The sequence below is a fragment of the Prosthecobacter fusiformis genome, assembly GCF_004364345.1.
In the GTDB taxonomy this organism is placed as follows: Bacteria; Verrucomicrobiota; Verrucomicrobiia; order Verrucomicrobiales; family Verrucomicrobiaceae; genus Prosthecobacter; species Prosthecobacter fusiformis.
The window spans coordinates 855,039-874,864 of the sequence record NZ_SOCA01000001.1; the positions used below are offsets into that span (position 1 = coordinate 855,039).

Below are 19,826 nucleotides of genomic sequence, written 5' to 3' on the forward strand. Positions count from 1 at the left end.
GCCCCATGCCCTCCTTGCCCAAGCGACCCGGCCCGTACATCCTCACGCTCCTTCTTATCATTCTCGGCATCCTCACCCTCTGGATGCTGAAGGTCATCGATGACCCCGCCGTCAGAAGAGCTATCGAGGCCAACAAAGCCTCTCGGGAAAAACTCAAAAGCGAACCCACCCTAACACCTCCGTAAGCGCCATCATCGCAGCACCGATGACCGTATTCAAGGCAGCCCCGCGCGAAACGGGGCCACCCCTGAACCAACGAGACCGCAGGATCAATAGCTCCTCGCAAAAATCACCCTCTTGCTGCTGGGTTTGCCCGTCAGGAAACACTTCCCTTCCTCAGCAAACTCATCGCTGATCGGCACGCAGCGGATCGTCACCTTCATATCCTTGGCGATTTTGTCTTCCTCCTCATTGCTCCCGGCCCAGTGCATCAGAGCGAAGCCGCCTGGGCTGCCTTCAGCAAAGAATGCCTGGAATTCCTCCATCGTCTCCATCTTCTTCATGTTTGCATCCCGCATTTCCGTCGCACGGGCCAGCAATGCATCTTGGATCTCCTGAAGCTTCTCCGTCACATCGCGGAGGAAGTCTTCCTTGCCCACGATCTCCTTGGCCTTCGGTCCCTGGTCACGGCGGCACACCGCCACGCTGCGGCTGGTGATGTCACGCGGCCCCATTTCCACACGCAGAGGCACCCCTTTCTTGATCCATTCCCAGTTCTTCGCCCCGCCCTGCAGGTCGCGCTTGTCCACATGCACCCGCAGCAGTTCACCATGGAAAGTCTGCGTCCGCAGCGTCTTCGCCAGCGCTTCACAGGCATCGATCACCTCCTGCCGGGTATCCGGCTTCGGCGTAACCGGAAGGATGACAATCTGGTACGGAGCCATGCGTGGTGGCATGATCACACCGTCATCATCCCCATGCGCCATGATCAGCGTACCGATCAGTCGCGTGCTCATGCCCCAGCTCGTCGTGTGTGCAAACTGGCGCGTGTTGTCACGGCCCAGGAACTGGATGTTCGCCGCTTTGGCAAAGTTCTGCCCCAGATAATGGGACGTCCCCGCCTGGATCGCTTTCCGGTCCTGCACCATCGCTTCCACCGTAAAAGTATTCACCGCACCAGGGAAGCGCTCGTTCTCCGTCTTCTCCCCAGGGATCACCGGGATAGCCAGATGGTTGCGCAGGAAGTCGGCATACACCTTGTGCATCAGCTTGGTTTCTTCCATCGCCTCCTCCTCCGTCTCATGCGCTGTATGCCCTTCCTGCCACAGGAATTCCGCCGTGCGCAAGAACAGGCGAGGCCGCATCTCCCAGCGCATCACATTGGCCCACTGGTTGATCAGCAATGGCAGGTCGCGATAGCTCTGCACCCAGCGCGCAAAGGCCGCGCCAATGATCGTCTCGGATGTCGGCCGGATCACAAAAGGCTCCTCAAGTTTTCCGGTTGGGATCATCTTGGTCGTTCCGTCCGGCTGCTTCTGCGCCTCCAACCGGTGATGCGTCACCACCGCACACTCCGTGGCAAAACCTTCCGCATGCTGCGCTTCCTTCTCCAGATAGCTCAGCGGGATCAGCAGCGGGAAATAGGCATTCACATGTCCCGTTTCCTTAAACTTCACATCCAGTTGCTTCTGGATGTTCTCCCACAGTCCATAGCCCCACGGCTTGATCACCATGCACCCACGCACCTCCGAGTTCTCCGCCATGTCGGCGGCTCGGACGACTTGTTGATACCACTCAGGAAAATCTTTCTCGCGGGTCGGGGAAATAGCAGGGGCTTGGCTCATGATCGGACTCGCATAGTAAGACCATTCGGCCAACGGTCAATCATCGGCCTGTTCGTTCGATGAACAACTGCACGCCAGCCAGATCACTCAAACCGCACCGATTTCACGATCGTTTCCCCGATGAAAACAGAACGCGAACCCGTGTTTTCAAAAATACACATGACCATCCAGTAGCGGGAGCCCTTGATCACATAGACACCCTCCACCCGCAACTCTTTGCCAAAGCGATTCGCCTTGAAGGAAAGCCGGACCGCCGAATCCGCCCCTGGAATGACCACGTCCTGGATGTTTCGGGTAGGGTTCTGGATGCCCTCCAGTTTACTGATGCCATCAGCTGATCCGCCAGCAGCTCCTTGAAGACTGAGAATACTGATGTCCTTAAACTCTTGGGATTCTATACTGACTTCCACGCCCTCCGCCACCGCCCCCAAAGACTCCCGGCTCACAAGCAAGTCGTCGAGGCCAGGAATGGGCTTTGACACCTTTTTCTCTAAAGTGACAGGGCAGTTTAACTTCAGTCCGCTCACATCCCGCAGACTGCTCGCAGCAGGAGGGGCCGTTTGGCCTTGCACCTGGCTGCCTACCCCAGTCAAACAAAATAAAAATGCGGATGCCAGTAAATAGGAACGGACGTTGTTCATACGAGCGTTAAAAATAACACCGGCAAACTGCCCATTCCACATCAACGGATCAATCATATTTATCGAAAATTACAGTCCGCCTCCTAAATCAGAGCCACATCCTCCACTTGGCAAACACACCATTCCGGCAAGTTTAATTCTCATGCATTATGACATCGCCATCAAACGGCTCATGGAAATGGGCGGCACCGGAATATTGCGCACCATCGCTGGCCTGGAATTGAGAGAACTCCGCACCCTGGATGAGTTGCCGCAGGAACAGACAGCTCTTCTCCGCTGCGATTATGCCGCCCAGTTTACGGATATGCAGGGTGGCGAGGGCATTGTGCTGGTGGAGTTTCAAACACGATGGCAGGAGGACAAGATTCTCGATCTCGTCGCCTATACCGTCCAAAGAATGAGGCGGCATAAACTCCCCGTCATTCCCATCATGCTCCTTTTTAACCCGCATTCAGCTGCGCGGGACTTTTTTGAGCGGGGTCCACTCCGCCGGTTTGAATTTCGCCTCGTTAAGATCTGGGAAATCGAGGCGGCAGACCTGCTCGCCACTGACCAGCCCTGGCTTTGGGCACTGAGCCCCCTGACACACGATGGCGTTGCAGCCGCAGGGAAAGTGGATAACTTATTGCACACGGCACCCGTATCTAAAACCGAGAGAAGTGATCTTCTGACCATTTTTGTCATTTTTATGGGCATGCGAGACACTCTAGTCACCCAGCAAATCATCGAACGAAGGAGAGAGCTTATGATCGAATCCCCATTCTACGAAATGATCAAGCAGGAAGGCCGGGAAGAAGGCCGGGAAGAAGGCCGTGAGGCGGGTCGAGAAGAAGGCCTGGTGAAGGGCCTGCGTGGTTCGTTGCTGGATGTCCTCAGCGTGCACCTTGGAGAAATTCCACTTCCCTTGCAAAGCCGCATCGCAGCCGTCAATGACGCAGTCCTGCTCAGGCAGTGGTTCCAGATCGCGCTCAGGTGCAAATCCCTCGCGGAATTTGAAAAGCGCCTGGACGGCTGACCTCACGCCCACGCCTTCCGGAGCACGCGCAAAAAGTTCCCGCTCATCACGTTCTCGATGTCTGTTGACGCATAGCCCCGTTTCGCCAGCAGGTCGGGGATACGCACCAGATCCGCGATGGTATCCAGGTCCTCAGGCGTTTGCTCGGTCCCATAGCCGCCATCCAGATCCGTGCCGATTCCTGAATGCAACGCATTCCCCGCCAATTGGCAGATGTGGTCGATATGATCGCAGATCACTTCCAGTTTCAGTCCCGCCTCCTGCGGCGTCGTCTTCCCGCGGGTCCACCCCGGGATCATCATCCAGGCATCCAGCGCCGCGCCTAAAACCGCCCCTCGCTCAATCAATGCCTTGATTTGTTCATCGCTAAACTGGCGCACATCCGGCACCAGCGCACGGCAGTTGCTGTGGCTCGCCCAGATCGTCCCTTGAAAAAGATCCAGCGCCTCCCAAAAGCAGCCATCTGAAAGATGCGTCACATCCAGGATCATCCCCAGCCGGTCCATCTCCCGGATCAGTTCCTTCCCCTGCGCAGGCAGCCCGCCTACCTGGTCATGCCCCAGCGCATAACGGCATACCCCATAATGCGCAGGCCCCATCGCCCGCAGCCCCTGCTCCCAATGCCGCTCCAGGTCTCCCACCCGGCGGATGCTGTCCGCACCCTCCAGGCTCAAAATGTACCCGATCGGCTTGCCCTCACTCGGCGTCCCGTCCGTCCAAAGCTGGACCAGCGCCTCCAGCCCACGCAGATCCAGGATCTGCCGCATCTGCCCGTCCTCCTCCATCGCCCTGTACCAGGCCAGTTGCCCCTGCGTCTGCGCATAGGCCTGCTCGGGGGACATCCAGTTCGCCATGGGTCGCGCCCCCACCATGCATCCCGCCAGTTGCGTCGCCACACACAGCCCCACCTCCGCTTTCCTCATCTCTGGAAACGCCGTCGTCCCTGCCGCCCGTCCTTTGAGATCCATCATCCCCTCTTCCCGGCGGCGTATCTCATGCACTGGCAGGCGCAGGTCGCGGTTATATTCCAGGGCATTCAGACTGAGGTCCAGATGAGCGTCAAAAGTGAGCATGGGTGAGACTGGAACGTGCCCAATCCCCACTTTATGCGCACAGAAAGCACCAGCTTCCATATTGATATACCTGCTGGAAGTAGCCCGCTCAGTCCCCTGAGCGGACAGCCACCTCGAAGCCCAAACCTTTCCACTCTTTTCCAACTCCCGCCGAAACCCCTCTTGCCCCTCCCTCTCTCATTCCGGATACCCTCATCTCTACAGGATAAGAACCCCGCTCCCTCATTGACCTCCGCCCTCTCCTGCGAATGGTTCCATCCCCCGCCATGTTGACCTCCCTCGCCGACCTCCCCTTAAAAAAACAAGCCGGTGAACGTGTCACCGTCCTCACCGCCTACGACTACCCCACAGCACGATTACTGGATGAAGCCGGCATTGACCTCCTCCTCGTTGGCGACTCCCTCGGCATGGTCGTCCTGGGACTGCCGGATACCACCGGCGTCACCCTGGACATGATGCTCCACCACACCGCCGCCGTCCGCCGCGGCGTGAAAAGAGTCCCCGTCATCTCAGACCTTCCCTTTCATACTTACGACACCCCAGACCAGGCCCTTGCCAATGCCCGCCGCCTCATTCAGGCCGGAGCTGATGCCGTAAAGCTGGAAGGCGGCGTTCCCTTCATCCCGCAAGTCCGCTCCATCATCCAGGCAGGCATCCCCTTCGTCGGACACATCGGCATGCTCCCTCAGAGTGTCGTTGAGGAGGGCGGTTATAAAAAGAAGGGCAAAACCCCCGCCCAGGCAGAGCAACTCATCGCCGATGCCCTCGCCCTCGATGCCGCCGGAGCCTGCGCCATCGTCCTCGAAAGCATGGTTCCCGATGTCGCCACGGAAATCACCCGCCAGGTAAAAGCCACCACCATCGGCATCGGTGCCGGTTCAGGTACCGATGCGCAAGTCCTCGTCACCCCAGACCTCATCGGCAGCTTCCCCTGGTTCCGCCCCCCCTTCGCCAAAGCCCGCGCCGATGTCGCCAGCGAAATCCAGCGCGCCGTCAAAGAATGGATGACCGAAGTGACGGCAAAAACCGCCTCCTGATCAGCCTACTCCCCCGGCTCCCTGCCGCAGCGCGACGCACGAACCCCTCGACCTCAGCATTGCGGTCACCTGCCCACCAACCTCACTTCGCGTGAGCATCCTTGTAGTGCTCCGCCAGCAGATCCCGGCCAAAGTCACCGTCAAAGCTGCGCAGCACACTGTGCGGGTGGTTCGCCTGGCCCTGCACGTTGTCGTATTCGATCAGGAAAGTCTTCCCCTGCACCCGATAGTAGTGCGGCTCACCACGTTCCTTGCCACCTGCCCAGGCAAAGAAAACCGGACCGCTCTTCTCGATTTCTGCCCAAGTTTCCGCCGCGATTTCCGGGCGCAGACGGCCCAGGTATTCGTCGATGATCTCACGCAGCTTCGCCTTCTGCACCGCATTCAGCTCCGTATCCGCCAGCCCCTCAGGCTTCAGAGGGTCCACTTTCTTCGCAGCCTCAGTCAGCATCTCCTTGGGTGCCACCACATCCACCAGCGCCACCTTGAACTGCGCCTCATCCAGGGACTTCACCAGTTCCCGGCCCAGATCCTCCTCCTTGCCCAGCACCCGCAGTCCCGTCAGCGGCCCCTGGCGCAGCTCACCCGGATTCGTCCCCATGAAGGAAGGCGTCGCACGCAGCAGATTGCCATCCTTGATCGTAAAATTCAGGGACATGTGATGCCCTTCAATGCGCCAGCCCCAAGTCCCCTTCGGGTCCGGCGTGCCGAAAATGCTCACAAAGTACTTCTCTGGATCCCGCTTCTCACGCGCGGCCGCCCGCTTGGATTCCTCCGCACCTTCCATTTGGAAAAGCACTTCCTCCAGGGACATGATCGTCACCGCCTTCGCCGCTCCGCGGAACCCCATTCCCGTATTCATCAGCGCATGCGCCAGCAGCCTCTGCTGCGGCGTCATCTCCTTCATCGGCAGGCCCAGGCGCTCACGCGGGATGAAATGCCAGTTGATGCGCTCCTCATCTTCAAACTTGAACGTCGCCTTCGCCTTCTGCTCCTCATTCAGGGACAGCAGAAACACATTCGCCACCTCGGCCATCTGCACCCCAGCCTCATGAGCCCTCCCCGCAGAAAGGGAAAAAACAACAGCACAAGCCAGCGAAACAAGGGGTAAACGAAACATAGGAAGGTAAGGAATGCCAGTAACGAACGCTCGTCACAAGCCCAGTTTGTCATCCAACACACCTCACCGGCAGTTTTCCTCCCAGCCTCCCACCTTGCACCGGCCGCGTTCTTCAGCTATCATAAGATAGTATTAAAGCATATCCAACACCCCGTTTTTGTGAGCAAAAAACGTGCATCCCCAAATCCCCATCCTTCCCCATTCCCCACCGCATGGGGAATCCAATCCCCATGCACAATCCGTTGGCTTACAACAATATAGGCCAGAAAATCCCCAAATGGGGAAAAATAGAAATTCTTCCCCATCCCCATCCTGAACCCCCAAAATCCATGGGAGTGCCCATCCCCGAAGGCCCGTGCCATCCGGCCCCTGGGATGCCAGACTCTTCATATCCACCTAGCGTCGGTCTCTCAAAAGAAATCATCAGCAAGCGCCCGCCGTGATTGACACTCAACGCCAAAATCCTCTACTTTGATTATTCTCCAAAAAATTTCCGCGAACCCCCCGCCGCATGTATTCAAACGAAGAGTATCTCCTGGAACTGCTGACTGAGTCAGGGCTCATTTCCGACCGTGACATCCAACAGACCAAGACGACCAAGAAGCCTACCGAGACGCTGCTTGAGTGCCTGATTAAAACCGGCGTCGTCAGTGACGAGCAGGTCGCCCAGACCGTCGCCGTCAATTCCGGGATGGAGTACGTGGACCTTCATGGTTTCGCCGCCGGACCTGCGCTCAAAGCCCTGGTGCCGATGGAAGTCGCCCAGCGCTACAAAGTCGCCCCTCTAGGCATGAACGGCTCCGCCATGCAGGTGGTGGTGGCAGACCCTTACGACTTCGAGACCCTGGATTCCCTGCCCCACGTCCTCCAGCCGGACCTGGAAATCTTTTGCTCCACCCCGGCACTCATCAAGACCCTCCAGGCCAATATTTATGGCAATGACATCTTTGGCCTCGGCAATGTCAAAGGTGCTGGCGCTGCGGGCGAAGGCGATGCCCCCGTCATCAAACTGGTGACGAACATACTCATGGAGGCCTTTAAAAATCGCGCCTCTGATATTCACATCGAGCCGCTGGAAAAAGACGTCCGCGTGCGCCTCCGCATTGACGGCGTGCTTCATGATGTGGAGCACCACCCAAAACGCCTCCATTCCTCCATCATTGCCCGCATCAAGATCATGTGCGGTTCCATGAGCATTGATGAAAAGCGCGTCCCGCAGGACGGTCGTCTCCAGATGGCCTTCAACGACAAGGAGTTGGACATGCGCGTCTCCATCATCCCTACCAACAACGGGGAAAGCGTCGTCATGCGTGTGCTGGACAAGAGCAGCCTCCGCCTCGGTCTGGCCGATCTCGGCTTCCTTTCGGATGACCAGGACACTTTCGAAAAACTCATCACCCTGCCAGACGGCATCGTTCTCGTCACCGGCCCTACCGGTTCAGGCAAAACGACGACGCTCTACGCCTGTCTCAACTTCATCAACCGGCCTGACCGCAAAATCATCACCGTGGAAGACCCGGTGGAATACGAGCTGGCAGGCATCAACCAAGTCATGGTCCGTGAGGATGTCGGCATGAGCTTCGGTGCGGCCCTCAAAGCCATCCTTCGTCAGGCGCCGAACATCATCATGATCGGGGAAATTCGAGATCTCGAAACCGCCTCCATCGCCATCAATGCCTCCCTCACCGGCCACTTGGTCTTTAGTACTCTCCATACCAATGATGCCCCTAGCTCCGTCGCCCGTCTTTCGGACATCGGCGTGAAGCCCTTCCTCATCGCATCCGCCGTCCGCGGCATCCTCGCCCAGCGCCTCGTCCGTAAACTTTGTAGCGAATGCAAGCAGCCATCCGGACTCAGTGACCGCGAGCTGCGCAGCCTGGGATTGGAAGCCAGCCAGCTCTTCAATGCCAACATCATGGGGCCTAAAGGTTGCAACAAATGCCGCCAGTCTGGCTTCAAAGGCCGAATGGTGATTGATGAAATTTTCAAGGTGGATGACGAAGTCCGCAACATGATCAACCAGCAGCTCACCACGCCCCAGATCCGCAAACGCGCCCGCGAGCTCGGCATGCGTACCCTCCGTGAAGACGGCGTCCGCAAAGTGCTCGCCGGCATGACCACGGCTGAGGAAGTCATCGAAGCCACCATGGCAGACGCCGATTGATGCCCGGGACCTGACCGCGAATTCATAAACCTCGAACGAACGACCTCCCCCCCTTTTATGACAGTCCAGAATGTGGTAGATATGCTTCAAGCCCGCGGCTTGATCGACAGCGGCCAGGCTGATGACATCACCCATGATGCCGTCCAAAATGGCAAAGAAATCCTCCAGGTCGTGCTCGATTACGGCATCTTCACTGGCGAAGACGAATTTTGGGCCTTGGTCGCCGAAGAGCTTGGCGCGGATCATTTTGACCTGAAGGAATTCGAGCCCCCTCCCTCCGTCATCGGCCTCATCCCCGCTGGCATGGCCCGTCTTTACGGTGCCTTTCCCATCACCCTGGATGGCAGGGGGCTCCACGTCGCCTTTACTGACCCGCTCAATCCTCAGCTTGTCGAGGATCTCCGCTTCGGTCTCGACAAAACCGTCGTTCCTGTCGTTGCACGCCGCACCCAGGTGCAGACCTTGATTGATAAGCATTACGGGACCGCCGCTCCTAGCATTGACGAAATCTTCGGAAGTCTGAAGGACTCCAAAAATTCGCCTGAAATGGAGGCCAACTCGGCACCCATTGTCAAATTTGTGGACCTGGTCATGACCCAGGCCATCAAGGAACGTGCCTCGGACATCCACTTTGAGCCGTTTGAGCATGAGTTCAAAATCCGCTATCGTGTGGACGGCTCACTTTATGAGATGGCACCTCCGCCAGTCCACTTGGCCACCAGCGTGATTTCACGCATCAAGGTCATGTCCAGCATGAACATTGCTGAGCGCCGCATCCCCCAGGACGGACGCATCATGACCTCCGTCAATGGCAAGCCCGTGGACATGCGCGTCAGCTCCCTGCCCACACAGCATGGTGAATCAGTCGTGCTTCGTGTTCTTGACCGCAGTTCGGTCAACCTGGACCTGGAGCAGCTCGGCATGCCCCCGTATCTCTTTGATTACATCACTGAGACCATCAACAAACCGAACGGCATCTTCATCGTGACCGGCCCTACCGGGGCAGGTAAGACCACCACGCTTTACGCCTGTCTTCGCCGCATCAACACCATCGACACCAAGCTGCTGACGGCCGAAGACCCCGTCGAATATGAGTTGGATGGTGTCATGCAGGTGCCCGTGAACGACGCCGTCGGCCTCACCTTTGCCCGTGCCCTGCGTGCCTTCCTTCGTCAGGATCCGGACCGCATCATGGTGGGGGAAATGCGCGACAAAGAAACCGCCCAGATCGCCATCCAGGCCTCCCTCACAGGACACTTGGTGCTCAGCACCCTCCATACCAACGACGCTGCCGGTGCCGTCACCCGTCTGGTGGACATGGGCGTGGAGCCCTTCCTGGTCTCCGCCACTCTGGAAGGTGTGCTTGCCCAACGTCTTTTGCGCACCGTCTGCAAAAACTGCCGCGTGGCTTATGAACCCAGCCTTTCCATTCTGAACCAGCTCAATCTGAGCCAGTCAGACATCGGTGGAAAACAGTTCTACACCGGCAACGGCTGTGAAAAATGCGGCGGCAGCGGTTACAAAGGCCGTAAGGGCATCTATGAACTCCTTCACGTTACCGATCCCATCCGCGAGCTCATCACCCAGAGAGCGCCCACGCTCGTCTTGAAACAAAAGGCCATTGAGCTCGGCATGTTGACTCTGCGTGAGGATGGTCTGCGTAACATTTACGATGGTGAAACTTCCATCGAAGAAGTCCTCAAATACACCTGACCCTCTGGTCCCAAATGGCGCTTTGTCGCTTGGGACAGCATTTATTTGTTGGACATTGCACCTCCCGACCCGGTAATCTCAAAAACGTTTCAGAACCCCCTCAGCGCCCTTTTCTATGCCGAAGTACCACTACATCGCCCTTGATCAAAACGGGCAAGAAGTCGCCGGTGAACTTGATGCCTCTACCGAAGCCGAGGCCATCAATCTCCTCCGCCAAAGCCAGCTTTACCCGACCCAGGTAGCTCAGGAGGGCAAGGGCGACGCGGCAGTGAAAAAACGCGCAAAAGCCTCCGCCGGTGCCCAGAACCGCAAAAGCGTCAAAGCAGGCGCAGGAGCCAAAGTGAAGGCCAAGGTCCTCATGATCTTCACCCGCCAGCTCGCCACCCTTATTGATTCCGGCCTGCCCCTTCTGCGCGGACTCACCGTTCTCGCCCGCCAGGAGCCAAACCCGGTGATGAAGAGCACTGTCTCCACCATCGCAGAAAACGTCCAGACCGGCAGTACCTTCTCCGAGACCCTCTCCCAATATCCCAAGATCTTTAACAAGCTTTACATCAACATGGTGAAAGCTGGTGAGCTTGGCGGTGTTCTTGAAGTCGTCCTTAACCGCCTTGCCGAATACCAGGAAAAGGCCCAGAAGCTGAAGAACAAGGTCGTCGCCGCGATGGTTTACCCCATCATCGTGATGATCATCGCCGTGCTCATCATGGTCTTCCTCATGCTCGTCATCGTTCCGCGCTTCGAGAAGATCTTCGAAGACATGCTGGGCTCCGCCGACAAGCTCCCAGGCCTGACCAAAGTCGTCATCGGCTTCAGCCGGTGGATGCAGGGTAACTTTATTTACCTCGTCCTCGGTGCTGCCGTGATCGTCATCTTCTGGAAACTTTATTCCGCCACTGTCGGCGGTCGCCGCGTCATTGACCGGCTTAAACTCAAGATGCCGCTCTTTGGTGATGTCCAGCGCAAGACTGCCATCTCCCGTTTCAGCCGCACCCTGGGCACACTTGTGACCTCTGGTGTCCCGATTCTCCAGGCCTTGAACATCACCCGCGAAACCGCTGGCAACGTCGTTATTTCCGATGCCATCACCAAAGTGCATGATGCCGTCAAAGAAGGTGAATCCATGGTAGCTCCTCTTGAGGCCAGCAACGTCTTCCCACCGATGGTGATCTCCATGGTGGACGTCGGCGAGGAAACAGGCCAGCTCCCAGAAATGCTTCTCAAGATCGCCGATGTGTATGAGGATGAAGTGGACAACGCCGTCGCCGCTTTGACCTCCATGCTCGAGCCGCTCATGATCGTTCTCCTGGCCGTCGTCGTCGGAGTCATCGTTATGGCCCTTTTCCTTCCGCTTATCGAGGTGATCAAAGGCCTCAGCAGCGGTTCATAGAACCAACCCGCAAGCCCCCCAACCTATGAAAAGTCATTTGCGGAAACCTGTTCCGGCAGGTTTCACCATCATTGAATTGCTCGTCGTCATCACGATCATCGCGCTGCTATTCGCTCTCACCATCGGTGGCTTCACCTATGCTCAGCGATCCGCCGCACGCAGCCGCACCACTGTCACCCTGAACGCCATTAAAAGTGCCCTCGAAAGGTACAACAATGAGTTCGGTGAATACCCGGCCCCGCAAAACGCGGGTGATGCCATCGCCATCGGTGACAAGAGTTATTCAGTAGGCGGTGCAGCCATGCTCTATCAGGCATTGAGCGGTGATGGATTTGATAACATCTTGATCGCACAGGCCCCCTCAAACGCAGGCCCGCCGCAGTCCAACGGCTCCACCGAAGAGGAGGAATCCAAGAACATCATGCTGACAGACATGCCAAAGGAAATGTGGATCAAGCGGGATGACCGCTATTTCATGGCTGACGGTTTTGGCCGTCCTTTCCAGTATGAAAAAGCCGTTCCTGTCGCCCTCGGGGAAGACCAAGTCACCATCAATTCAACCTATGACATCTGGTCCTACGGTGAAGATGAAGAGAACACCACCGCAAGATCCATCGACACCCAGGCTGGCGGCCCAGTCAAAGACGCCAGCCAGAAGTGGATCAAGAACTGGTGATTTCTTCGCCTGGAACAGCGGGTTCAAAACTTTGTTCATTTAACTCGTTTTTTCAGTTGAGAAACTTTGGGGACAGCGGATTATACCCACCCCGACCCAAGGCGTTTGCGCGCGTGGCGGAATTGGTAGACGCGCTAGATTCAGGTTCTAGTGAGTAACATCGTGGAGGTTCGAGTCCTCTCGCGCGCACCACCTCAACAATTTGTTGGGGTGCCGTTAAAAACATGCAGGACGCCGGTTATGTCAAAAAAGCCTTCGCAGGCATCGCCCGGCGTTACATGCTCGCCAATCATGTCCTCAGCATGGGCATTGACGTCCTCTGGCGGCGTAAAACGTCTAGCCTCGTCGCCGCACACCAGCCTCGCTTGATCCTGGATCTCGCTACCGGCAGCGGAGACCTCGCCCGCGAGCTTCAACGTCGGTGCCCAAATGCCAAAGTACTGGGAGCCGACTTCTCGCTGCCCATGATGCGCGAGGCCCAGGCCCATCACTTCAGCCAGCTCGTAGCCGCCGACGGCATGAACCTGCCCTTCCAAAGTGGAGCCTACGATGCCCTCACCGTTGCCTTCGGCCTGCGAAACATGGCCTCCTGGCCTGAAGCTTTGCAAGAGATGAGCCGGGTATTGAAAACCGGAGGCCGCCTATACGTCCTCGATTTCTCCCTGCCCACCCTCCCCCTCATCCGACCCGCCTATCTCTTCTACCTCAAGAAGATCATGCCTCGCATCGCCGGCTGGATCACCGGAGAACGCGCCGCCTACGAATACCTGTGCAGTTCCGTCGAGCGCTTCCCCTCCGGGTCCGCCATGGAGCAACTTATCCAGAATGCCGGCTTCACAGGCGTCAAATCCCACCGCCTTTCCCTCGGCATCGCCTCCCTATACATCGGCATCAAAACCTCTTGATGGTGGTAAGCCTATTCAGTCATCTTCAATTCAACTTCATTTCCCGTAAGGTAGGCATTGAAATCAGAAGGTGATTTCATGGTGAACTCGAAATACGTCACCTCGGTGCCATGGCCTACCCTTGTTGCCGTATCAACATTGGTATGGTCTAAAATATTCACACAGGTGACCAGTCTTCTTATTCCAGCGAAAACCCATCGAGCCTTTTTCCCATTCCAGGTGAAGGAATCGTCGCACGTTTCCTCACTGCCAGTGCCAAATTCACGGGCGATTTTCTCGGCTTCTTCTGGATTTTCAGCCTCCACTAAAACGATGTTCTCCCAAACAGGGAAATCCTCTTGGACACCGTCGGTATAGACGACCTGCATCACCACATGAGCTGAGTATAGCATGACAATGATTTGAATTGGATTCCCGAGCGTGCGCTCCAGCAGTTCACTCTGACTTCACTTTTCCGACTCATCTCTAGCCTTGCTTTTGCGACCATCGGAAACCGAATCGTGGTGCATGTAAGAGGGTAAGAAGTAACGTGAATAAGCCAAAAATACACCTGCCTAGTTGATCATTCTGGAGTTGCACTCGAGCATTTCGGTGAGTTTTAGAGTGCCTAAAACAATCAAGGCGAACTGAAGCGCCTTTACGGTGAATAAGAAAATCAGACGGAAAGCGTGGGGCATGATCAGTCGATACCCGTTTTTTCTATTCGTCTAAGGAACACCAACGCGAAGATTCAATGGAAGCTGTTTAGCCACTTTTTATGGGGCGTCTTTGATGAAAGTATCCCTCGAGTCCCAAAGGAGTGGCAGGGGGCGGATTTGAACCGCCGACCAAAGGCTTATGAGTCCTCTGCTCTACCGCTGAGCTACACTGCCATGTGTGTTTTGATGGCTCCTGAGGTAGGGTTCGAACCTACGACCTAGTGGTTAACAGCCACCCGCTCTACCGCTGAGCTACTCAGGAGTGTAATCCCCGTTCTTGTGAAACGGGCCGACATACTGGCCTACCTTGGAGCATCTGGCAAGTGATTGTTTCACTGTTTGACCAGTTTTGAGCTGACGATTCAGGCAGCCGCCCCTCGGCTTCTTTTCCCGGCGATCAGGCCGTGTTTGGGGGCAAAGATGAAGGCGAGGGTGAAAAAGAGTGCCTGGGCGAGGACGATGCAGGCTCCAGTGGAGCCGTTGATGAAAAAACTGGCATAGACGCCGAGGCAACTGGCTAGCACGGATGAGCTGGAGGCGATGAGCAGCATGTGGTCAAACCGGTCGGTCAGGAGGCGGGCCGTGCAGCCTGGGGTGACGAGCATGGCCACAACGAGAATGATGCCGACGGCCTGCATGGAGGCGACGATGGTGGCGGCCAGGAGGGCCAAAAAGACATAATACGTGAGGGCGGTGTTCTGGCCGATGGCCCGTGCATGGGCGGGATCAAAGCAGAACAGGAGCAAATCCTTCCTCATCAGCAGAGTTACCATCAGGGTGACGATGGCGGTCACGGCGGTCTGCAGCATGACGACGCGTTCGATGCCGAGGATATTGCCGAACAAAATGTGTGTCAGATGCAGGTCTGACTCCACTTTCGAAAACATGACCAGGCCGAGGGCAAAGAGGCCGGTGAAGACGATGCCCATGACGGTATCCTCTTTGATGCGGCTGTTGGATTTGATCCAGCCAGTGGCCGTGGCGCAAAGCAAGCCGGAAGCAAAAGCCCCGAGCGCGAGGGGAAGGCCAATGATGTAGGCGAGCACCACACCCGGCAGGACGGCATGGGAGATGGCGTCTCCCATCAGGGACCAGCCTTTCAAAACGAGATAACAGGACAGCACGGCGCAGACGGCTCCAACAAGGGCACCGATGAGCAGCGCCTCATTCATGAAGCTGTATTGAAAAGGGTCCAGCCAGTTCATAGGGCAGCAGCTTTGAAACGTTGCGCACGAGAGGCCAGCAGTCCGTGCTTGGGTGCGAGGATCAGTGCGGCTAAAAAGACCAGAGTCTGGAGGACGACGATGCAGCCACCGGTGGATCCGTTGAAGAAGTAACTGATGTAGGCACCGACCACACCGCACACAATGCCTGTGCCGGTGGCGATGCCGAGCATGCTGCCAAAACGATCCGTGAGCAGGTAAGCTGTAGCGCCAGGTGTGACCAGCATGGCGACAACGAGGCAGGCACCGACTGTCTGCAAGGCTGCGACGGCGGTGGCTGAGAGCAGGGCCAGCAGCAGGAAATTTAGAAAACGGGTATTCAGGCCGATGCTGCGCGCATGGGTTTCGTCAAAGCAGTATAACAACAAGTCTCGCCATTTAAGCCCAAGCACAAGGATGGAGATGGCGGATATAATGACCACCTGGAGGATGTCGGGATCCGAGATGGCCAGGATGTTTCCAAAGATGATGGTGCGCAGGCTGATGTTGCTTTGATACAAAGTCAGCAAGAGGAGGCCGGCGGCAAAGAAGGTGGTGAAAACGACCCCGATGACGGCATCCTCACGCAGTCTTGAGTTCGCCTTTACCCAGCCCATGCCCACCGCCGCGAGGATACCTGCAATGAAAGCTCCGACAGAAAAGGGCAGGCCTAACATCCAGGCGACAGAGACCCCGGGCACCACGGCATGAGACAGGGCATCGCCCATCAGTGACCAGCCTTTGAGCGTGATGAAGCAGGAAAGGAATGCACAGACGCCGCCGATGAGGCCGCTGATGACAATGGCCTTCACCATGTATTCATACTGAAAGGGGATCAGCAGATCAGTCATTCCCCCACCTCCTTGGCGCGTTCTTTGACCAGGGCTTCCCTGCCCTGGCGATCTGTGTATTCCAGGTGGCCGTCTTTGCCGAAGACCAGTGGCCGTTCATCATCGGTCAGAAGCTTCACGGTGCGGCCATCGTGTTCCTGTATGGTGGAGTGCTCAAAGTGGAACTGACGCAGTACGCCGCCAAAGGCATGGGTCAGATTGGCCTCCGTGAAGACTGTTTCGGTTGGCCCATAGGCAAGCACCGTGCGGTTAATGAGCACCACCTGATCACAAAACTCCGGCACACTGCCGAGGTTATGGGTGGAGACGAGGATGATGTGACCTTCTTCACGCAGTGAGCGCAGCAGCTCAATGATGGCCGTCTCTGTCTGTACATCCACGCCAGTAAAGGGTTCATCCAGCAGCATGATGCGGCCTTTTTGAGCCAGGGCCCGGGCCAGGAAAACACGCTTTTTTTGGCCACCCGAGAGCTCGCCAATCTGGCGATCTCGGAATGCAGTCATGCCCACGCGTTCCAGGCATTCCTGGACGATGCGCTTATCTTCAGCGCGGGGAATGCGCAGGAAGTTCATGTGCCCATAGCGCCCCATCATTACCACATCCCAAACGCTGACAGGGAAGCTCCAGTCCACCTCTTCACTCTGCGGCACATAGGCCACCAGCTTGCTGCGACGGGCGGCAGCCGCAGTGCCACCGACGATGAGCACCTTTCCTTTAGCCGGTGCAAGGAACCCCATGATGGCCTTGAACAGGGTGCTCTTGCCGCTGCCATTCGCACCCACCAGGGCGCAGATGGTCCCTCCATTCAGGGTGAAGGAGGCATCCCGCAGGGCGATGTGACCGTTCGTATAGGCCACGGTGACATTGGCGACTTCTACAGAGAGCGGCTGGGCGGCTGGGATCATGGCGGGTTCAGGGAGACGTGAACGCTTTCACGATGGTGTCTGCATTGTATTGCAGCAGTTTCAGATACGTGGGTGCTGGGCCATTGGCAGCGGTCAATGAATCCACATAAAGCACGCCGCCATACCGCGCACCGGTTTCTTTGGCCACTTGGCGCATGGCTTTGTCACTAATGGTGCTTTCAGAGAAGACGACCGGGATACGGCTGCTGCGCACCGTATCCACGACTTTCTGCACCTGCTGTGGGGTGCCTTCTTCATCCGCATTGATGGGCCAGAGATAGAGTTCCTTCATGCCATAGTTCCGTGTCAGGTAAGAGAAGGCTCCTTCGCAGCTTACGAGCCAACGTTGCTCCTCAGGAATGGTTTCCAATGCTTTCCTCACCGGTTCATCCACGGCACGCAGCTCAGCCGTATAGGCAGCAGCGTTGGCGTTGTAAATGGCCTCATTGGGAGGATCCAACTTGACGAGAGCCTGACGGATATTTTCCACGTAGATGACGGCATTGGCCGGGGACATCCATGAGTGCGGATTTGGCTTGCCGCTGTAGGGGCCTTCGCCAATGCCGATGGGCTCGACCCCCTCGGTTAGCACCACACTGGGCACATCCCGCACCTGCTGGAGGAATTTTTCAAACCAGCGTTCCAGGCCCATTCCATTCCACAGGACGAGGTCCGCCTTCTGCGCCTTCACCAGATCTTGCGGGGTCGGCTCGTAGTCGTGGATCTCGGCACCGGGCTTGGTGATGGACTCGACGACGGCTGCATCACCCGCCACATTTTGGGCGATGTCCTGAATGATGGTGAAGGTGGTCAGAATGCGTTTTTTACCATCATTGACAGCCGGTGTGGATGGGCCGCAAGACACCAGAAGACTGGCGAGAAGGAGGAGGATCGAATGTCGTTTCATATTGAATTTTAAAAGCGAAAGCTCACGCCCGAAAAGACGCCAAAGTCCGGTGCGGGGCGATTCAGTCCAATGCGTACACCAGCATCGAAAACGAGGTTGTCGGTGACTGCAAAAGTGAGGCCGGTATTAAAAATACCCATGTAAGCGGCATCCTGGCCTGCGATGCCCACCAGCTCCGTATAGAGGCCGAGAGCGTCTGTCAGGCCGAAGCCGAGCGTGGCGGAATGCACCCATTCGAGATCCTGACCACCCGTTTCGAAATCATGCACGATATCCATCTGTGCCATCAGGCCCAGGGTCACGCGCTCCGTCAGTGCACAGGAAAACGGCACGATCAAACCGCCCTCCCAGACATCTGCACTGAGCTCCGTCCCGGTGGGAATGCTGACATACGGCATCACCCCCAGCGCGGTCTGCCCGCCCTCATTGCCCCAGATATTTTTCTTCAGCCGGACGGTGACATCGCCAAACCCGGAGAGACGCTGGGTAGGGCCACCGGAGGAAATCTTTACCTCCTGGTAACTGTCGAAGATCACCTGCAAGTCCATGTCCTGGGCCAGTCCGGCCTTGAGGTTTACCTGACCCCAAATCCAGGTTTCCGCCTTTTCTCCGGCAAAGTGTTCCCTGTTGTAGTCGAAGAAACTGGCCTCCACCTGGAACATGCCCGCAGGCACGGTAAAGGGGGATTCCGTGGTATCCGGGCGGTCCGTGCTCATGGGCCGAACCTCTGCCTGGGCGATGGGGGATGTGACCGGGGGACCGGCGTGGCACAGGCTGGCAGCCATCATCAACAGGGCGGGCAAAAAGAGATTGTCTGACATGATAAATTTAGGTCAGACTAATTTCATCAGTCTAGTCTATTGCGCAACCCAAAAGTTAGCCTGGGCTAATTTTGATACTTTAGGCCTTTAAAATCTGTTTTTCCTCCGCGCTGCACGCTGCTATGGATCTGACGATGGCCGCCAAGCGCAAAGAACCCACAGCCCATGTCCACTCCCCGGCCATTGAGGATTACCTGGAGCAGATTCACAATCTGATCGAGGGAAAGGGGTATGCACGGGTGGTGGACATCGCTCAAAATTTAAGCATCTCCCAGGCCAGCGTGACGAACATGATCCAGAAACTGGATGCTGAGGGGTATTTGGTCTATGAGCGCTACCGGGGTGTGGTGCTGACGGATGAAGGTCGCAAAATCGGCCAGGAAATCGCCCGTCGGCATGAGGTGCTGACGCGGCTGCTGGCGACCTTTGGCCTGGATGCGGAGACAGTGCATCATGATGTGGAAGGCATGGAGCACCACATCAGCCGCCAAACCCTGGATGTGCTGACCCTGCTGATGGAGGAGCTGGAGGGAAATCCAGAGCTGCTGAAGAAGTTGAAACGAAAGATGTCCCGGCCCTGAGGCGGATGAATGCCTGAAAATTAGCTCTTGGAACATGGCCGGGTACGCTGCATCATGCGCCCATGAAATTACCTGTTCTCATCCTCATCGTTGTCGCCGCCATCCTGGCCTTTACCAATCCAAGTGAAGCGGACTACCGCGAGCACGTGCGTCAAGAAGCAGGCATCGCAGGAACTGTCGGTCTGGCAGTGGCGGATATCGTCTCAGGAGGCAGCAAGGGCGGCGTCCAGAGGCAAAACTTCCTCCTGGCCAGCAAGTTTTACGTCGGCGGAGACGGCGTGCTGCCACGTGAAGATGTGGCCTGGGGCATTGCAGGCCAGTTTATTGACATCAAGAAGTAAAG

The 19,826-nt window shown here is 56.9% G+C and carries 20 protein-coding genes and 3 tRNA genes; 11 read left to right on the top strand and 12 right to left on the bottom strand.

From position 1 onward, the window contains the following. The first annotated feature begins 5 nt into the window (after positions 1-5). A complete protein-coding gene (locus EI77_RS03240; protein WP_133793310.1) occupies positions 6-185 on the top strand; it encodes a hypothetical protein in 180 nt (59 codons plus the stop codon). 84 nt (positions 186-269) lie between these two features. On the opposite strand, the gene proS is transcribed toward EI77_RS03240, so the two are convergent. Both proS and EI77_RS03250 read right to left on the bottom strand, forming a co-directional pair. Next, positions 270-1,784: a proline--tRNA ligase gene (proS, locus tag EI77_RS03245; RefSeq protein WP_133793311.1), complete on the bottom strand. Its 1,515-nt coding sequence runs from the start codon at positions 1,782-1,784 to the stop codon at positions 270-272. A gap of 83 nt (positions 1,785-1,867) precedes the next feature. Next, entirely contained in the window at positions 1,868-2,425 is a 558-nt protein-coding gene (locus EI77_RS03250) for a hypothetical protein (RefSeq protein ID WP_133793312.1), read from the bottom strand. Positions 2,426-2,567: 142 nt separating this feature from the next. On the opposite strand from EI77_RS03250, the gene EI77_RS03255 reads away from it, so the two are divergent. After that, on the top strand, positions 2,568-3,440 hold the full coding sequence (locus EI77_RS03255) for an RpnC/YadD family protein (RefSeq protein ID WP_133793313.1): 873 nt from the start codon (positions 2,568-2,570) through the stop codon (positions 3,438-3,440). Between the two features lie 2 nt (positions 3,441-3,442). Here the strand turns inward: EI77_RS03255 and EI77_RS03260 are convergent, their stop codons facing one another. Then, on the bottom strand, positions 3,443-4,513 hold the full coding sequence (locus EI77_RS03260; protein ID WP_133793314.1) for a dipeptidase: 1,071 nt from the start codon (positions 4,511-4,513) through the stop codon (positions 3,443-3,445). 266 nt (positions 4,514-4,779) lie between these two features. Here EI77_RS03260 and panB point away from each other — a divergent pair, with 266 nt between their 5' ends. Then, positions 4,780-5,550, top strand: coding sequence for a 3-methyl-2-oxobutanoate hydroxymethyltransferase (gene panB / locus EI77_RS03265; RefSeq protein ID WP_133793315.1), 771 nt, complete (start codon positions 4,780-4,782; stop codon positions 5,548-5,550). Between the two features lie 82 nt (positions 5,551-5,632). Here the strand turns inward: panB and EI77_RS03270 are convergent, their stop codons facing one another. Continuing rightward, complete coding sequence (locus tag EI77_RS03270) at positions 5,633-6,670, bottom strand: DUF3500 domain-containing protein (protein ID WP_133793316.1); 1,038 nt, start codon at positions 6,668-6,670, stop codon at positions 5,633-5,635. 511 nt (positions 6,671-7,181) lie between these two features. Between EI77_RS03270 and EI77_RS03275 the strand changes: the two genes are divergently transcribed. The 6 genes from EI77_RS03275 to EI77_RS03300 all read left to right on the top strand — a co-directional run bounded on the left by EI77_RS03275 (position 7,182) and on the right by EI77_RS03300 (position 13,518). Then, positions 7,182-8,834, top strand: coding sequence for a GspE/PulE family protein (locus EI77_RS03275; protein WP_133793317.1), 1,653 nt, complete (start codon positions 7,182-7,184; stop codon positions 8,832-8,834). 57 nt (positions 8,835-8,891) lie between these two features. Next, on the top strand, positions 8,892-10,547 hold the full coding sequence (locus EI77_RS03280) for a GspE/PulE family protein (protein ID WP_133793318.1): 1,656 nt from the start codon (positions 8,892-8,894) through the stop codon (positions 10,545-10,547). A gap of 115 nt (positions 10,548-10,662) precedes the next feature. Continuing rightward, a complete protein-coding gene (locus EI77_RS03285) occupies positions 10,663-11,937 on the top strand; it encodes a type II secretion system F family protein (protein WP_133793319.1) in 1,275 nt (424 codons plus the stop codon). 25 nt (positions 11,938-11,962) lie between these two features. Then, positions 11,963-12,613, top strand: a complete 651-nt coding sequence (locus EI77_RS03290; protein ID WP_133793320.1) for a type II secretion system protein — start codon at positions 11,963-11,965, stop codon at positions 12,611-12,613. Between the two features lie 107 nt (positions 12,614-12,720). Next, positions 12,721-12,805: transfer RNA gene (locus EI77_RS03295), tRNA-Leu, on the top strand. A gap of 32 nt (positions 12,806-12,837) precedes the next feature. Next, complete coding sequence (locus tag EI77_RS03300; protein WP_133793321.1) at positions 12,838-13,518, top strand: ubiquinone/menaquinone biosynthesis methyltransferase; 681 nt, start codon at positions 12,838-12,840, stop codon at positions 13,516-13,518. 11 nt (positions 13,519-13,529) lie between these two features. Here the strand turns inward: EI77_RS03300 and EI77_RS03305 are convergent, their stop codons facing one another. The 8 genes from EI77_RS03305 to EI77_RS03340 form a co-directional block, all read right to left on the bottom strand. After that, positions 13,530-13,910 carry a DUF4288 domain-containing protein gene (locus tag EI77_RS03305; RefSeq protein WP_133793322.1) on the bottom strand — a complete coding sequence of 127 codons (381 nt, stop codon included), beginning with the start codon at positions 13,908-13,910 and terminating at the stop codon, positions 13,530-13,532. Positions 13,911-14,318: 408 nt separating this feature from the next. Further along, positions 14,319-14,390, bottom strand: a tRNA-Met gene (locus EI77_RS03310). Positions 14,391-14,403: 13 nt separating this feature from the next. Next, positions 14,404-14,478, bottom strand: a tRNA-Asn gene (locus tag EI77_RS03315). A gap of 100 nt (positions 14,479-14,578) precedes the next feature. After that, positions 14,579-15,421: a metal ABC transporter permease gene (locus tag EI77_RS03320; RefSeq protein WP_133793323.1), complete on the bottom strand. Its 843-nt coding sequence runs from the start codon at positions 15,419-15,421 to the stop codon at positions 14,579-14,581. Further along, positions 15,418-16,269, bottom strand: coding sequence for a metal ABC transporter permease (locus tag EI77_RS03325; RefSeq protein ID WP_133793324.1), 852 nt, complete (start codon positions 16,267-16,269; stop codon positions 15,418-15,420). Before EI77_RS03325 ends, EI77_RS03320 begins: the two co-directional genes overlap by 4 nt. Next, positions 16,266-17,174 carry a manganese/iron ABC transporter ATP-binding protein gene (locus EI77_RS03330; RefSeq protein ID WP_133793325.1) on the bottom strand — a complete coding sequence of 303 codons (909 nt, stop codon included), beginning with the start codon at positions 17,172-17,174 and terminating at the stop codon, positions 16,266-16,268. The genes EI77_RS03325 and EI77_RS03330 overlap by 4 nt, the downstream gene beginning before the upstream one ends. A 7-nt stretch (positions 17,175-17,181) precedes the next feature. Next, on the bottom strand, positions 17,182-18,081 hold the full coding sequence (locus EI77_RS03335; RefSeq protein ID WP_133793326.1) for a metal ABC transporter substrate-binding protein: 900 nt from the start codon (positions 18,079-18,081) through the stop codon (positions 17,182-17,184). A gap of 8 nt (positions 18,082-18,089) precedes the next feature. Further along, complete coding sequence (locus tag EI77_RS03340) at positions 18,090-18,902, bottom strand: transporter (RefSeq protein WP_133793327.1); 813 nt, start codon at positions 18,900-18,902, stop codon at positions 18,090-18,092. 122 nt (positions 18,903-19,024) lie between these two features. Here EI77_RS03340 and mntR point away from each other — a divergent pair, with 122 nt between their 5' ends. Then, complete coding sequence (mntR, locus tag EI77_RS03345) at positions 19,025-19,483, top strand: transcriptional regulator MntR (RefSeq protein ID WP_243838651.1); 459 nt, start codon at positions 19,025-19,027, stop codon at positions 19,481-19,483. Between the two features lie 62 nt (positions 19,484-19,545). Further along, entirely contained in the window at positions 19,546-19,824 is a 279-nt protein-coding gene (locus EI77_RS03350) for a hypothetical protein (protein ID WP_133793328.1), read from the top strand. Positions 19,825-19,826 lie beyond the last annotated feature (2 nt).